This window comes from Solirubrobacter soli DSM 22325, assembly GCF_000423665.1.
GTDB lineage: Bacteria > Actinomycetota > Thermoleophilia > Solirubrobacterales > Solirubrobacteraceae > Solirubrobacter > Solirubrobacter soli.
In genome coordinates this window covers 335,527-350,139 of record NZ_AUIK01000009.1, presented here as the reverse complement: position 1 = coordinate 350,139, position 14,613 = coordinate 335,527, and the positions used below count along the sequence as shown (strand labels likewise).

The 14,613-nt window shown below is 71.8% G+C and carries 14 protein-coding genes; 4 read left to right on the top strand and 10 right to left on the bottom strand.

What is annotated here, in order from left to right; all coding sequences use genetic code 11:
* Positions 1 to 7 precede the first annotated feature (7 nt).
* A complete protein-coding gene (locus G569_RS0108745) occupies positions 8 to 895 on the top strand; it encodes a LysR family transcriptional regulator (RefSeq protein ID WP_028063137.1) in 888 nt (295 codons plus the stop codon).
* On the opposite strand, the gene katG is transcribed toward G569_RS0108745, so the two are convergent.
* From katG to G569_RS0108715, 6 genes are all read right to left on the bottom strand, one after another.
* Entirely contained in the window at positions 892 to 3,090 is a 2,199-nt protein-coding gene (gene katG, locus G569_RS0108740) for a catalase/peroxidase HPI (RefSeq protein WP_028063136.1), read from the bottom strand. The two genes, G569_RS0108745 and katG, sit on opposite strands and share 4 nt — an antisense overlap.
* On the bottom strand, positions 3,083 to 3,526 hold the full coding sequence (locus G569_RS0108735) for a Fur family transcriptional regulator (RefSeq protein ID WP_028063135.1): 444 nt from the start codon (positions 3,524 to 3,526) through the stop codon (positions 3,083 to 3,085). The genes katG and G569_RS0108735 overlap by 8 nt, the downstream gene beginning before the upstream one ends.
* A gap of 45 nt (positions 3,527 to 3,571) precedes the next feature.
* Entirely contained in the window at positions 3,572 to 4,795 is a 1,224-nt protein-coding gene (locus tag G569_RS57545) for a glycine-rich protein (RefSeq protein WP_053226063.1), read from the bottom strand.
* Between the two features lie 65 nt (positions 4,796 to 4,860).
* Positions 4,861 to 5,592: a helix-turn-helix transcriptional regulator gene (locus G569_RS0108725; protein WP_157591911.1), complete on the bottom strand. Its 732-nt coding sequence runs from the start codon at positions 5,590 to 5,592 to the stop codon at positions 4,861 to 4,863.
* A gap of 5 nt (positions 5,593 to 5,597) precedes the next feature.
* Positions 5,598 to 6,809: an FAD-binding oxidoreductase gene (locus G569_RS46715; protein WP_037495609.1), complete on the bottom strand. Its 1,212-nt coding sequence runs from the start codon at positions 6,807 to 6,809 to the stop codon at positions 5,598 to 5,600.
* 48 nt (positions 6,810 to 6,857) lie between these two features.
* Positions 6,858 to 7,715, bottom strand: coding sequence for a DNA-formamidopyrimidine glycosylase family protein (locus tag G569_RS0108715; RefSeq protein ID WP_028063133.1), 858 nt, complete (start codon positions 7,713 to 7,715; stop codon positions 6,858 to 6,860).
* 25 nt (positions 7,716 to 7,740) lie between these two features.
* On the opposite strand from G569_RS0108715, the gene G569_RS0108710 reads away from it, so the two are divergent.
* A complete protein-coding gene (locus G569_RS0108710; RefSeq protein WP_245602453.1) occupies positions 7,741 to 8,865 on the top strand; it encodes a M20/M25/M40 family metallo-hydrolase in 1,125 nt (374 codons plus the stop codon).
* Between the two features lie 15 nt (positions 8,866 to 8,880).
* On the opposite strand, the gene G569_RS57540 is transcribed toward G569_RS0108710, so the two are convergent.
* The 3 genes from G569_RS57540 to G569_RS0108695 all read right to left on the bottom strand — a co-directional run bounded on the left by G569_RS57540 (position 8,881) and on the right by G569_RS0108695 (position 11,180).
* The gene (locus G569_RS57540) at positions 8,881 to 9,354 is read right to left on the bottom strand and encodes a SixA phosphatase family protein (protein ID WP_053226060.1); all 474 of its coding nucleotides are present in this window, start codon (positions 9,352 to 9,354) and stop codon (positions 8,881 to 8,883) included.
* 23 nt (positions 9,355 to 9,377) lie between these two features.
* Positions 9,378 to 9,713 carry a PRC-barrel domain-containing protein gene (locus tag G569_RS0108700; RefSeq protein ID WP_157591910.1) on the bottom strand — a complete coding sequence of 112 codons (336 nt, stop codon included), beginning with the start codon at positions 9,711 to 9,713 and terminating at the stop codon, positions 9,378 to 9,380.
* A 120-nt stretch (positions 9,714 to 9,833) separates the two neighbouring features.
* Positions 9,834 to 11,180, bottom strand: coding sequence for a cellulase family glycosylhydrolase (locus G569_RS0108695; protein WP_028063130.1), 1,347 nt, complete (start codon positions 11,178 to 11,180; stop codon positions 9,834 to 9,836).
* Positions 11,181 to 11,316: 136 nt separating this feature from the next.
* Here G569_RS0108695 and G569_RS0108690 point away from each other — a divergent pair, with 136 nt between their 5' ends.
* Both G569_RS0108690 and G569_RS46705 read left to right on the top strand, forming a co-directional pair.
* Complete coding sequence (locus G569_RS0108690) at positions 11,317 to 12,363, top strand: phosphotransferase family protein (RefSeq protein ID WP_037495339.1); 1,047 nt, start codon at positions 11,317 to 11,319, stop codon at positions 12,361 to 12,363.
* 280 nt (positions 12,364 to 12,643) lie between these two features.
* Positions 12,644 to 13,129, top strand: a complete 486-nt coding sequence (locus G569_RS46705; protein ID WP_169542101.1) for an RNA polymerase sigma factor — start codon at positions 12,644 to 12,646, stop codon at positions 13,127 to 13,129.
* Here G569_RS46705 and G569_RS0108680 read toward each other — a convergent pair.
* Complete coding sequence (locus G569_RS0108680; protein WP_028063128.1) at positions 13,126 to 14,610, bottom strand: aldehyde dehydrogenase family protein; 1,485 nt, start codon at positions 14,608 to 14,610, stop codon at positions 13,126 to 13,128. The genes G569_RS46705 and G569_RS0108680 overlap by 4 nt on opposite strands.
* Positions 14,611 to 14,613 lie beyond the last annotated feature (3 nt).

The window sequence follows — 14,613 nt, the reverse complement described above, 5'->3', positions numbered from 1 at the left end:
TTGATCCATGCTGGACGTCAACCGCCTGCGCGTGATCGATGCCGTCGCGCGCCACGGGTCCGTCACGGCGGCGGCGAAGGAGCTGCACTACTCGCAGCCGTCTGTCACCCACCACATCACCCGCCTCGAAGCGGAGACCGGCGCGCAGCTGCTGCAGCGCGTGGGCCGTGGGATCCGGCTCACCCCGGCCGGGCAACTGCTGGCGGACCGCGCGGCCGAGATCATCGGGCGCATCGCCGCCGCCGACGCGGAGCTCGCCGCCCACGTCGGCCTGAGCGCGGGGCGGGTGCGCCTGGCCGGCTTCGCCTCCGCGATCAAGGCGCTCGTGCTCCCGGCCGTCGCGGAGCTGAGCGAGCGCCATCCCGGCCTGGAGATCGGCCTCGTCGACACCCACCCGCCCGAGGCGATCGAGCTGCTGCGCACGGGCGAGGCCGAGGTCGCGGTGATCTTCCGCTACGACGACACGGAGCCCGAGCCGACCGGCATCCGCCTGCATCACCTGCTCGACGACCCGCTGTATCTGCTCACGCCAGGCGGGCCGAACACGCTGGACGAGCTCCGTGACGCGACGTGGGTCGCGGGCTGCGAGCGCTGCCGCAGCCATCTGCTGACGCTGTGCGACGAGGCGGGCTTCGAGCCGCGGATCGGCTACAGCTCCGACGACATGGTCCTGATGCAGGCGCTGGTCGCCGCGGGCCTCGGCGTGACGACGATGCCGGGCCTGGCTCTGCGCGCCCACCGCGCCGAGGGGATCACGGCGACGCAGCTCCCCGCCGCGCGACACGTCTACGCCGCGACCTACGGCGAGCCACCTGACCCGCCCGCGACCGCGGCGTTGCTGGAGGCGCTGGTGGGTGCCGGCCGCGCGGAGCGGCCGGCACTCAGCACGACCTAGAGGTCGTAGCGGTCCAGGTCCATGACCTTCGCCCACGCGTCGACGAAGTCGTGCACGAACTTCTCGCGCGCGTCGTCGGACGCGTAGACCTCGGCGAGCGCCCGCAGCTCGGAGTTCGAGCCGAAGACGAGGTCGGCGCGGCTGCCGGTCCAGCGCAGGGCCCCGGAGGCGTCGCGGGCCTCGTACTGGTCGCCGGAGACCGTCCACTGCGTGCCCAGGTCGAGCAGGTTCACGAAGTAGTCGTTGGTCAGCGTGCCGGGCTTGTCGGTGAGGACGCCCAGCGAGGACCCGTCCCAGTTCGTGCCCAGGACGCGCAGGCCGCCGACCAGCACCGTCAGCTCGGGCGCGCTCAGCGTGAGCAGGTTCGCGCGGTCGAGCAGCAGGTACTCGGCCGGCAGTTGGTGGCCCTTGCGCAGGTAGTTGCGGAAGCCGTCGGCGGTGGGCTCCAGCGCGGAGAACGACTCCGCGTCGGTCCACTCCGCGGTCGCGTCGCCGCGGCCCGCGGTGAACGGGACCTCGACGTCGACGCCGGCGTCGCGAGCGGCCTTCTCGACGGCCGCGGAGCCGCCGAGGACGATCAGGTCCGCGAGCGAGACCGGCTTGCCGAACCCGGCCTGGATGCCCTCGAGCACGCCGAGGACCTTCTGCAGCTGCGCCGGGTTGTTGACCTCCCAGTCCTTCTGCGGCTCCAAGCGGATGCGGGCGCCGTTGGCGCCGCCGCGCTTGTCGCTGCCGCGGAACGTCGAGGCCGAGGCCCAGGCGACGCTCACCAGCTCCGCGACGCTGAGGCCCGAGTCGAGGATCTGCGCCTTCAGGGCGGTCACGTCGTCGGCGCCGAGGGCCGGGCCGGCCGGGACCGGGTCCTGCCAGATCAGCGTCTCCGCCGGAACCTCGGGCCCGAGGTAGCGCTGGATCGGCCCCATGTCGCGGTGCGTGAGCTTGAACCAGGCGCGGGCGAACGCGTCGGCGAGCTCGTCCGGGTTCTCCATGAGGCGACGCGAGATCGGCCCGTAGATCGGGTCGAAGCGCAGCGAGAGGTCGGTCGTGAGCATCGTCGGCGGGCGGCGGTCGGAGTCCGGGGCCGGGCCGGGCACGGCGCCCGCGCCGGCGCCGTCCTTGGGCTGCCACTGGTTCGCGCCCGCGGGGCTCTTGGTCAGCTCCCACTCGTAGCCGAACAGGTTCTCGAAGAAGTTGTTGCTCCACCGCGTCGGCGTGGCGGTCCAGGTGACCTCGATGCCGGACGTGATCGCGTCGGCGCCCTTGCCGGTGCCGTACGAGTTGATCCAGCCGAGGCCCTGCGCCTCCAGCGGCGCGCCCTCGGGCTCGGGGCCGACGTAGACGTCCGGGTCGGCCGCGCCGTGGGTCTTGCCGAACGAGTGGCCGCCGGCGATCAGCGCGACGGTCTCCTCGTCGTTCATCGCCATCCGGCGGAACGTCTCGCGGATGTCGACCGCCGCGGCGAGCGGGTCCGGGTTGCCGTTCGGGCCCTCCGGGTTGACGTAGATCAGGCCCATCTGGACGGCGCCGAGCGGCTCCTCGAGGTGGCGCTCACCCGTGTAGCGGGCATCGCCCAGCCACTCGGTCTCCGGGCCCCAATAGACGTCCTCGTCCGGCTCCCACACGTCCGGGCGCCCGCCCGCGAAGCCGAAGGTCTTGAAGCCCATCGACTCGAGCGCGACGTTGCCCGTGAGGACCATCAGGTCCGCCCACGAGAGCGCCTGGCCGTACTTCTTCTTGACCGGCCACAGGAGGCGGCGAGCCTTGTCGAGGTTGCCGTTGTCCGGCCAGCTGTTGAGCGGGGCGAAGCGCTGCTGCCCGGCCCCGGCGCCGCCGCGGCCGTCGGAGATGCGGTACGTGCCCGCGCTGTGCCACGCCATCCGGATCATGAACGGGCCGTAGTGACCGAAGTCCGCGGGCCACCAGTCCTGCGACGTCGTCAGGACGTCCTCGATGTCCTTCTTGACCTCGTCGAGATCAAGCGTCTTGAACGCTTCGGCGTAGTCGAACTCCTCTCCGAGCGGGTTCGCCACGGCCGGGTTCTTCGCCAGGATCTTGAGGTTGAGCCGGTTGGGCCACCAGCCCCGGTTCCCCCCACCCTGGGTCGGATGCGGGGCGCGATCGTGGGCGACGGGACAGCCGGCCATTTCGACCGGGTGGTTCATCTCGCCGACGACGGCGTCTGGCTTCTCAGACAAGGGAACCCTTTCCTCCTCGAGTTAGGCAATCGGGGCACAGGCCCCGGTAGACGACCTCGGCCTCGTCGATCACGAACCCGTGATCGTCGAACGGGGTCAAGCAGGGTGCGGTGCCGACCGCGCAGTCGACGTCCTCGATCGCGCCGCAGGACCGGCACACGACGTGGTGGTGGTTGTCACCGACCCGCGCCTCGTAGCGCGCCACCGAGCCGGGCGGCTGGATCCGCCGCACCAGCCCCGCGTCGGTCAGCGCCTGCAACACGTCATAGACGGCCTGCTGCGACACGTTGCCCAGCTCGTCGCGCACACGACCGATGATCGAGTGCGTGTCGGCGTGGGGATGGTCGTGCACCGCGGCGAGCACGGCCACGCGCGGACGCGTGATGCGCAGGGAGGCCCCGCGCAGGATCCGCTCGAGCTCCGAGTTCGCCGGCACGCGGAGCAGTCTGGCATACGTTCTGGAATCGATCCAGAAAAAGCCTCACCTTCGCAACATCCGCGAAACCGGGCAGCGCGTGGGCCTGGACGAGCCCACCGGGCGGCAGAGCGTCGTCAGCCGCGGCGGCCGGTTGCGGCGGACGGCGAGCGTGTGGATCTGGGTGATGTAGGCCGGGTTGGAGATGACGACCTCCAGGCGGGTGCCGACGGGGAAGACGTGCTGGAAGCGCTTGAGCCCGACCTCGGCGCGCGTGGGCGATGTCGTGAAGGTGCCGCCGTTCTTGCACGTCACGCAGCGGGCCGTGACCGTCGAGCCGGCCGGGATGTTGCGGAGGCGGACCTTCGTGAAGCGGGTCGAGCGCTTTTTGCTGACGGCCGTGAAGACGAGCGTCGTCGCCATCGCCTTGGGCGGGGCGGGCGTGGCCGTCGGGGTCGGCACCGGCGTGGCGGTTGGCAGCGGTGGCGGCGTGTACGGGTCGATGTCCACGCGCGCGGCGGCCTGGGTCAGCGTGATGCTCCCGTTCGACGGCACCTTCGACGAGCCGCCCGCGCCACCGCCGGTGTTCAACAGGCTCCCGGGGCCGCCGCCTCCGCCGTAGAGACCTGCGCCGCCGCCGCCGCCCGCCCGCTGGTCGGCGTCCATGCCGGACGCGCTGCCGGCACCGCCGCGGCCGAGCACGCCCGCCGCGCCGCAGACCGCCCCGCCGCACCCGCCGGCGCCGCCCGCGGTCTGCGTTCCCGGCTGAGCCGTGTCCGGGCCGGTGCCGGCCGCCCCGCAGCACCCGCCCGGCGCGCCGGCGTCGCCGCCCCCGGCCGCGATGCCCGCGGACCCGCCGCCGCCCGCGGCCACGATCACGCGCGACTCGAGCGAGCCGGCCCCGGCCATCTCGGCGACCGTGCGGACGTCGGATGCACCGCCGCCGCCCCAGGCCATCCCGCCCTGTTGCGTCACCCCGCCGGCGCCGCCGCCGTTGTAGCCGCCGCCCGGCTGCTCGCCGGTGCCGCCGACGTGGACGTAGAGCACCTGGCCGGGCGTGACCGCCACGACCCCGGCCACCTGCGCGCCGCGGCCGCCGGACAACCCGCTCCCCGCGGGCGGCATGCCGCCCGCGGCGCCGATCGCGCTGATCGTGACCTGGGTCACGCCACCCGGAACCGTGTAGGCCTGCTCGCTTCCCGTGAAGGTGAAGCCCGTGGCGTGCGCGACGCCCGGATAGGCGGCAAGCGCTGCCGCACAGCTGACCGCGACGACTCCGAACCGGTGCACAGCGACCTCCTCAAGGTCCGCCTCCCGTCGCGAGCCTCCCCTCGGCTCATGAGTGGACGATGAGGCTAGTGCCGGTATCCGGTGAGTTGGCTCGGGCTCAGGCCTGCGAGACGGCGGGTCTCGCGCGTGAGGTGCGATTGGTCGGCGTAGCCCGCGAGCGCCCCGGCGCGGGCGAGCCCGATCTGGGGCGTCGCCAGCTCGCGCATGAAGCGCTGGAAGCGCAGCACGCGCTGCAGGACCTTCGGCCCGTAGCCGACGTCCTGCGCGAAGCGCCGCTGCAGCGCGCGCTCGGACACGAACGTGCGCGCGGCGGTCTCCGCGACCGTCGCCGAGCCGTCGAGCATGCGGACGGCCTCGCGGACGGCGGGGGACGGCGGGTCGGTGCTGCGCACGCGGCGTTCGAGCTCGGCGCCGAAGACGGTCAAGGCGCTGGTGGCGTCGCCCGCGTCGCCGAGGCGGTCGTCGAGCCGTCGCGCCAGGCGAGGGTCGATGGCGTCGAGTCGCACGGTGCTGTCGACCAGTTCCTTGGCGGACGTGCGCAGGAGATACGGCGCCGCGCCGGGGCGGAAGCGCGCACCGAAGACGAGCATCCGCGGCAGGTCCATCGCCAGCGTGTAGCGCGTCTGCGGGCCCGCGACGTACACGCCCAGGCCGGCGCCCCAGACCATGTCGGCCCGGCCGCTCGGGAGCAGCCGCCGGGCGTCGGCGGGCCGAGGCGCGTCGAGTGCGTGCACCCACAGGCACTCCACGAAGGGCCGAAGTCCCGGCGGTGGAGCGATCTCGACGTAGGCGCCCACGATGCTCAAGCGTACGCCGAGACCAAGCGCTGGTCGGGGTCGTAGGCCTCGCGCACGGCGCGGAGCCGATCCAGCGTGGCGGCGTCGAACGCCCGCGCGGGGCTCGCCCACGGCGTCAGCCGCTCGCGCACCTCCGCCAGCCGCGCCTCGGCCGCGGGGTCGGGCGCGGGACCGCCGGCGAACAGCGAGAACGGCGCATCCAGCTTCGCCAGGGCGCCGTGGCCGCGTGGCGCCCGCCCCAGGGCGCCGCCGAGCAGCCGCACCTCGAGCGCGCCGAGCGGAGAGAGGTCGTCGAGCAGTCCGGCGATCGCGTCGACGTCGAGCTCGCGCAGCAGCACGCTGTCGCCGCGGGTCGGGAGGGGCTCGACGGGATCGCCGGCGACGTGCACGAGACCGGCGGGACCGATCGGGCCGAACGTGTCCATGAGCGTGCCGTTGCGCAGCGGGGCCAGCACGCGCTCGCCGTCGGTGTGCGGGCCCAGGTGGGCGGCGACGACGGCCACGATGGGCGAGCCGCCGGGTGCCGCGAGGTAGCGGAAGACCGCGCCGGTCGACTCCGGCAGGTCCCACGTCCAGCGCCGGAACTGCTCGAGCACCTCGGCCGCGCGCTCCGCGGGCCACGCGAGCATGCCCGCCGAGACCTCCGAAACGGGATGCGCCTCGAGCTCGACCGCGGTCACGACCGCGAAGCTCCCGCCGCCGCGCAGCGCCCAGAACAGCTCCGGCTCGTGGTCGGCGTCGACGCGCAGCCGGTCGCCCGAGGCGAGCACGACCTCGAACGCGCGCACGTTGTTGCACGCCAGCCCGTGCGCGCGGCTCAGCCAGCCGGTCCCGCCGCCGATCGTGAGCCCGGTGACGCCGACGCCCGCCGCGAGGCCAAGCACCGGCGCGAGCCCTTGCTCGCCCGCGGCCGCGGCGATGTCGCCGGCCAACGCGCCGGCGCCCGCCCGCACCACGCCGCCGCCGACGGTCACCGCGTTCAGCAGCGAGGTCTTCAGCAGCACCGCGCCGTCGAGCTCGGGGAGCAGCTCGGAGCCGTGGCCGGTGGCCTGCGGCGCCACGCGGGCGCCGGAGCGCAGCACGGCCTGCACGTCCTCGACGCTCGTGGCCACGACCACCGCGTCGGGGCGCTGGTCGACCGCCAGGTTCCAGGAGCGCCGGGCCTCGTCCCAGCCGGGGTCGCCGGGCCGCACCACGCCATCCATCAACAAGGTCATGCCGCCCAGGATCGGGCGCAGCGGGCGCCCGGTCTTGAACAAAACCGACTACTTCAACAAACGCGAAAGCCGGCGGTCCTTGAGGATCCGGCCTTCGGTCTGGCAGTGCGGGCAATAGCTCATGACGTAGTCCTCGTAGAAGACGGCCTCGAGCACGGTCTCGCAGCGCGGGCACGGCTCGCCCTGTTGCGCGTGCACCCGCGTCGGCTTCGGGAACTTCTCCGGCAGCGGGAGCTTGACCTTGTCCTCGTAGACGTCGAGCACCCGTCCGAGCTCGGAGACCATCGCCTCGCGCAGCGCCTTGGCCTCCTTCTCCGAGAGGTCATCGCCGCGCTTGAACGGGGACAACTTCGCGGCGTGCAGGATCTCGTCGACCCACGTGCGCCCGATCCCCGCGATCACCTGCTGGTCGCGCAGCAGCGAGTGCAGCGGCCGCGCGCTCGACAGGACCTCGCCCAGGTCGGGCGGGTCCGGCCACGCCTCGGGGCCGAGGGTCTTCAGCGCCGGCTCCTCTTCGAGGCCGTCGAGCGTCAGCACCTTCACCCACGCCGCCTGCTTTGTCCCGAACTCGCGCAGCCGCAGCTCGCGGTCTTCGGGCAGCCGGATCAGCACCCGCGAGGTCTTGTCGCGCAGCGAGCCGCGCTTGTCGTAGAGCATCAGCCGCCCGGCGCTCATCAGATGGACCAGCAGCGTGAGCGGGCCGTGCGAGGCGGTCTCGGCCTCGAGCAGCAGCAGCTTCCCGCGCCGGCGCACGTCGGTGAACGGCGCGCCGTCCAAGGCGCTCAGCGGCGGGTCGAACGTCTTGAGGACGTTGATGCCCGGCGTCAGGATCGACTCGATCGGCTGGCCCGGCAGCTCGGCGGCCAGGCGACGGGCGGTGATCTCCATCTCGGGCAGCTCGGGCACGAACGTTCACGTTAGCCTGCCCCGGGTGGATCCGTGGATCAGGGAGGCGGCGGCGGAGATCGCCAAGCGCGCGCCGCGCGAGATGGAGGCGCTCGTGGCCGTGTCGAGCCCGAGCGGCGACGTGCACGGCGCGAACGAATGCGCCTCGGTGTGCGCGGCGCTCCTGCCCGACGAAGCCACGATCGAGCGCGTCCCGTGCTCCTCGCCCGGCCACGCGGAGGACCTCGTCGCCCGCCTGCACGGCACCGGCCGCGGGAAGGCGCTGCTGGTCGGCCACGTGGACACGGTGGTCGCGCACGAGGAGCATCGCCCGCTGCAGCGCGTCGGCGAGCAGCTCCTCGGCTCGGGCAGCGTCGACATGAAGGGCGGCGACATCCTCGCGATCGGCGCGCTGCGCGCCTTCGCCAAGCGCCCCGAGCTCTACGAGCAGCTCGCGCTGCTGCTCGTGTGCGACGAGGAGTGGCGCACGAACGACTTCTCCCACGTGCCGCGCTTCGAGGGCTTCGACGCGTGCCTGTGCTTCGAGGCGGGCGAGCTCGCCGGCGGCGACGAGGGCGTCGTGGTGCGCCGCAAGGCGGCGGGAACGATCCACGTCACCGCCACCGGCCGCAGCGCCCACAGCGGCTCGGCGCCCGACCGCGGGCGCAACGCGCTGCTCGCCCTGTCGAAGGCCGCCCAGCTGGTCGCCGCCGCCCACGACCCGCACGGCCCCGCCCACCTGACCGCGGTCCCGACGGTGCTGCGCTCCGGCGACGCCTTCAACGTCGTCCCCGGCGCGGGCGAGCTGTTCTGCGACGTCCGCGCCGACGACCTCGACGCGATCGAGGCCGTGCTGGCCACGTTGCCGGCCGAAATCGACGAGGTGCGGCTCGACGCCGAGCTGATCCGCCGCTGGCCGGGGATGCACTCCGAGGCCGCGATGGCGCCGGTGCTCGCGCGGGCGAGCGAGGCGCTGGGCCGCCCGATCGTGCCCGCCTCACGCGGCGGCGCGTCCGACGCCAGCCACTTCGCGGCGACGATCCCGATCACCGTCGACGGCCTCGGCCCGCGCGGCGGGAAGGCGCACAACCCCGAGGAGTTCGTCCTCGAGGCGTCGCTGCAACCACGCGCCGAGGTCGCAATCGCCGTGATCCTGGCCGCGCTTACTTAAAGGGGCCTGACCCCTTTAGGTTCGGGCGAGCGCCTCGATCTCGCGGGGGCGCAGCAGCACGAGCAGCTCGCCGGCCGCGCGCGAGGCGCGCAGAGCGGCGATGCCGCTCTTCTTGAAGTCGACGCGGCCGCCCGTGAAGTCGTAGACGACCTGGGAGAAGCTCGGCTCGTGGCCGACGACGAGGATGTGCGCGTCGGCGTCGTGGGCGTCGAGCAGCGTGAGCGCGTCGACGCGGCTGAAGCCGTCGGCGAGCGCGTCGTCGTCGATCGGCTCGACGCCGAGGTGCGAGCAGGCCAGCTCGGCGGTCTCGCGGGCGCGGACCTTCGGGCTGGTGTAACAGGCCGCGAAGGTCTCGTTCAGCGCCGCGAGCGCGCGGCCGGCGGCGTCGGCCTGCTCCCGACCGTGCGGGGTCAGCTCCCGCTCAGGGTCCGGCTTCGAGCCATGCGGCACGGCATCCGCGTGCCGCAGCATCCACAACTGCTGCGCCATACGGCGCTCAGCTTACGGGCAAATCACGCTGCGGCGGCGTAAAACGTCTCCGGCTCGGCGAAGCGCCAGTAGCTGCGGGCGCGGTATGGGTCCTCGGCGGCGTGGCGGCTGTGGCTGAGCTGGGGGGAGTCCTCGACCTGCCACGCGGCGAATGGGGTGCGCAGGAAGAAGCCATCCGACCACAGGTCTTCGACGGCGAGCATTCGCCGGCCGCCGAACGCGCCTGCCAGGCGCACGACGACGAGTTCCACTTCGCCGCCGTCGAAGGGCCATGTGTCGACGATCTTGCCGACCGTCTGGCCGCTCCCGTCAATCACCTCGTGACCCAGAACGCTCCATCGTGTCCAACGCTTCCTCATGCTCAAAACATCGGAACGCGACCACGGCGAGTGCACCGGGTCAGGACCCTAGACACAGGAAAATTGGGTGGGGTCGGGACCCTATCCCAGGGTGACCGGTGGGGGGTGGCGGGGCGGGGCTCAGTATCCCTGCACGGCAGGACCCGTGTAGGTCTTGCCGTCGGGGGCGGTCCACTGCACGCGGTAGGTCTGGCCCTTCTGGTGCGTGGTCTTGACGCTGTAAACGCCGGTGGACGTCGTGTTCAGCGTCTTGAGCACCCGCCACGCCTTGCCCTTCGGCTTGCGCTCGATCGTCACCTTGCTCACCGCGCGCTGCGGGCGCACGAGGCCCCAGAGCACGTCGCTGGTGCCGTAGACCTCGACCGCCAGCGGCAGGCGGAACCCCTCGTAGGCCGGCTTGGGCTTGCCGTCGGCGGAGCGCAGGCCGCTCTCGAAGCCGCCGTACTTGTAGCCCTCCGAGCGCGGCGGGTCGTCGCTGAGCAGGTACTGCGAGAACGCGACCACGCGCGGGTTCACGTACGCGATGTGCTCGGAGATCGCCATGTAGGCGGCCTGCTTGGCCAGCGACACGCCCGAGACCTTGTCCGGCGTGGACTGGATCCCGAACTCGGTCAGGTAGACCGGGAGGTGCTTGGGCAGCGCACCCGCGTCGGCGGCCTTGTCGAGCGCGCCGGTCAGCCGGGAGAGCACGCCGATCGTGACGTCGTCGCGATCGGAGGGCTTGAACCGCGGCCCGGCGCTGGTCGTGTACGCGTGGTGCGCGTAGCCGTCGGCCTCCAACTCGCCGCAGGACTTCGACTTGCGGTACTTGGAGTCCAGGCACAGCATCCCGCGCAGGAACGCCAACGGGTGCACGACGTTCTGGTTGCCGCGCGGCGAGGTCTCGCCGATCAGGATCGTGTCGTCCGCGTTGGCCGGCGTCGAGCGCAGACCGGCGTAGGCGGCCTGGTAGAGCTTGCGATAGAGCTTCGGCGACTCGGGCTTGCCGCTCTTGTACTGCGGCTTGAGGAACTGCGGCTGGTTGGGCTCGTTCCAGATCGACCAGGTGCTCACGTCGGCGCCGTACCGGCGGCCGATCGCCGTCGCGAACGCACCGAACTCCTTCGGGTCCGGGTCGGTCAAGTTGTCCTTCTTGCTCTTGGTCGCCCACTTCGGAACCGGGCCGGTGAGCGTCAGGGTGACCTGCACGTTCTTGGCCTTCGCGGCGGCGATCAGGCCGTCGAGGTTGTCCCACTTGTCCGCTGGATAGGCGTTGGGGTCCGAGGCGTCGAAGTCCGGCTTGGTCTTGGAGTCCGGGTCCGGCGCGAAGTCGCGCCAGTAGACGAGCTGCCGGACGTGGGTGACGCCGAAGCCGGTGATCTGGTCCAGCGTGGCTTCGCGCGAGGACGCGGACAGCAGCTCGCGCGGTGCCTCGAAGGTGACGATCTGGCGCGGGGAGGCCGCGGCGGAGGCCGCGGGCCACAGCAAGGCCAGGAGAAGTATCGGGATCAGTCGTCGCATGGGATTTTGGGGGCCGGCCGTAAGGGGGAATGCCGGCTCACTACTTGAACGCGCCCGGCGGCGGTTCGTCGCGCCTCTTATTGACACTTTACGATCGAACGGCGTGACTTCGATCGTCGATACCCACGAAGAGGCCGCCGCACTCGACCTTCCGCCGCTGCTGATCCGGCGGCCGCTCGAAGCGTTCCTGGACGAGCACGGCCTCGGCAGCGGGCCGCTCGAAGCCGAGCCCGTCGGCGACGGACACTCCAATGTCACCTACGTGATCCGGCGCGGGGACGAGGAATGGGTGCTGCGCCGCCCGCCGCGCCCACCGCTCCCGCCCAGCGCGCACGACGTCCTGCGCGAGGCGCTGCTGCTGCGGGCGCTCGAGGGGACGAGCGTGCGTGTGCCGAAGGTGCTCGCCACCTGCGCGGACGAGTCGCTGCTCGGCGTGCCGTTCTACGTGATGGAGCGCGTGCACGGCGTCGTGCTGCAAGCGACGTTGCCGGCGGGCATGGAGCCGGCGCGGATCGGCGAGGAGCTCATCGACGCGCTGGTGGAGGTCCACGCCGCCGACTGGCAGGCAGCCGGCCTCGAGGGCTTCGGCAAGCCGACCGGCTACCTCGAGCGCCAGCTGCGCCGCTTCGGCGGGCTGTGGGAGCACAACAAGACGCGCGAGATCCCGGCGCTGGAGGAGGTCGGGCGCTGGCTCGCGTCGCAGCTCCCGGAGTCCGGTCCCGCGACGATCGTCCACGGCGACTACCGGCTGGGGAACGTGATGTTCACCGGCGATCGCTTGAGCGCGATCTTCGACTGGGAGCTGGCGACGATCGGCGACCCGCTGGCCGACATCGGCTACCTGCTCGCGACCTACGCGCAGCCCGGCGACCCGGACAGCACCGTCGCGTCATTGACAACTGTTACTCGTCAACCCGGATTTCCCACACGGGCCGACCTTGTGACCAGATACGAGCAACGTTCGGGCCGATCGATGACAGATGTCACCTGGTACACAACCCTCGCCCTGTGGAAGTCCGCGGTGTTCCTCGAAGGGTCCTACAAGCGCCGCCTGGCGGGAACCACCGAAGACCCGTTCTTCGATCGCCTCAAAGACGGTGTGCCCGAGATCGCCGAGCGCGCTCGGCGCACCGCCCTGGATCCTGAATAGGACAGGCGTCCACTGGACGCATGTCTGACTTCAGTTCGAGCACGGACAGTGGGACCCTGCCTGTACTCCGGCAAGGAAAGTCGGGGAACTTCGGACAAGGGCAAGGTTGCTCATCTCTCAAGGAATGGGACAGGTGGCGGTTCGCCGAGCGGCGGACCGTCTCGAGGCGACGGCGGCACGGTCTGGATACCGTCGCCGCCGTCAACTCGATCACCCGCCGGACGCGGAGGCGTTGGTCAGCGCCGCCACGGCCCGGGCCCGTGAGGGCGATGAGGACGCTTTGCGCCTGCTGTACCTGCTCTACGCGGACAACATCTTCGGCTACGTGCTGGCGATCGTCCACGACGAGCACGATGCGGAGGACATCACCAGCGAGGTCTTCGCGCGCCTGCCACGCGCCCTCACCCATTACCGGGTGAGCGGCACCCCCTTCGTGGCCTGGCTGCTGCGGGTGGCCCGGAACGCTGCGCTCGACTATCTGCGAGCGCAGCGTTCCGTCCCGCTGGCCGAGGTTCCCGCCTCCGCGCGGACCGAGCTGCACGCCCACGAGCGCCTGGACGACCTCCGCTCGGCGCTCGAGGCGCTCCCCGCCGACCAGCGTCAGGTGATGGTGCTGCGGCTGATCGCCGGGCTCACGCCGGGCGAGGTCGCGGAGCGGCTCGGCCGCTCGATCGATGCCGTCCACGCCCTCCAGCACCGCGCCCGCCGGCGCCTGCGCGAGGAGCTCACGCAGGCCGGCTGGGCGCCGACGTCGGCGGCGGCCTAACCCCTGCCCCAGAAGAGCTTGATGCCGCGCGTGATCAACCCGGTGACCTTCGCGTTGTACGGGAAGTAATGGATCTCCCGCTTGGGCGCGAAGCGCGTGACCATGAGCGCCTGCTGGTGGGTGTACTTGCGCAGGCCCGCCGGGCCGTGGCGTACGCCCAGACCCGAGTCCTTCCAGCCGCCCATCGGCAGTTCCAGCGCCAGGTAGTTCAGCGCGGCGTCGTTGACGCAGACGGCGCCCGCGTCGATCCGCCGCGCCACCCGCTCCCCCTTGGCCAGGTCCTTCGTGAACACGGCGGCGCCGAGGCCGTACGGCGAGTCGTTGGCCTGGCGGATCGCCTCCTCGGCGTCCGCGACCTTCATCACCGGCAGCGTTGGCCCGAAGGTCTCTTCGGTCATCGCTGTCATCGAGTGGTCGACGTCAGCGAGGACGGTCGGCTCGTAGAAGCGGCCGGCGCCTTCGCGGGCGTGTCCGCCGGTGGTGACCCGCGCGCCCGCGTCGCGGGCCTGCTGGACGTGCTTTTCGACGATGTCGAGCTGCGGTGGGAACGTCATGGCGCCGACGTCGATCGAGCCCGCGCCGTTCGGGGGACCCTGACGCAGCTGCGCGGCCTTCTCGGTGACCTTGGCGACGAACTCGTCGTAGACGGGCGCCTCGACGTAGACACGCTCGATCGAGATGCAGGTCTGGCCGCCGTTCTGCATCGAGTAGTAGACCGCGGCGTTGGCCGCTCGCTCGAGGTCGGCGTCGGCCAGCACGATCATCGGGTCCTTGCCCCCGAGCTCGAGCGAGACCGGGGTCAGCATCTGCGCGGCCCGTTCCATCACCTTCCGACCCGTCCGGGTCGAGCCGGTGAACATGACCATGTCCACTTCGTCGATCAGCGCCGCACCGGTCTCACCAGTTCCGACGGCGACCTGGAAGACACTCTCAGGGAGGCCACTCTCATGGAGCCCACGCTCGAACAACAAAGAGGTGAGCGGCGTCACCTCGGATGGCTTGACGATGACGGCATTCCCCGCGGCGAGCGCTGGGATGGCGTCCCCTACGGAGTTGACGAGCGGGTAGTTCCAGGGCCCGATCACGCCGACGACGCCGAGCGGCCGATAGCGGACGACCATGCGACGGCCCAGGACGAAGGGGTTGAAGGTGCGGACCTTCTCGTCCGCAAGCCATTTGGGCGCTTTCTTCGCCCAAAACCCAAGCGCGTTCGCGCCGTAGGCGACCTCAACCAGCATCGCGTCCTCGCGCGTCTTGCCCGTCTCGCTGCAGATCGTGTCCGCGACCTCGTCAGCGTGTTCGATCAGCCATTTCTGCGCGCGTTTGAGGATCCGGCCGCGGCCTTCGTAGCCGAGCGCCTCCCAGCCCGGCTGGGCTGAGCGAGCACGCGCCACGAGCGCGGCGACGTCCTCCGGCCCGGTCGCGGCGACCTCTTTGATCGTCGCGCCGGTGGCTGGGTTCTCGACGGGGATCGTGGCCATGTA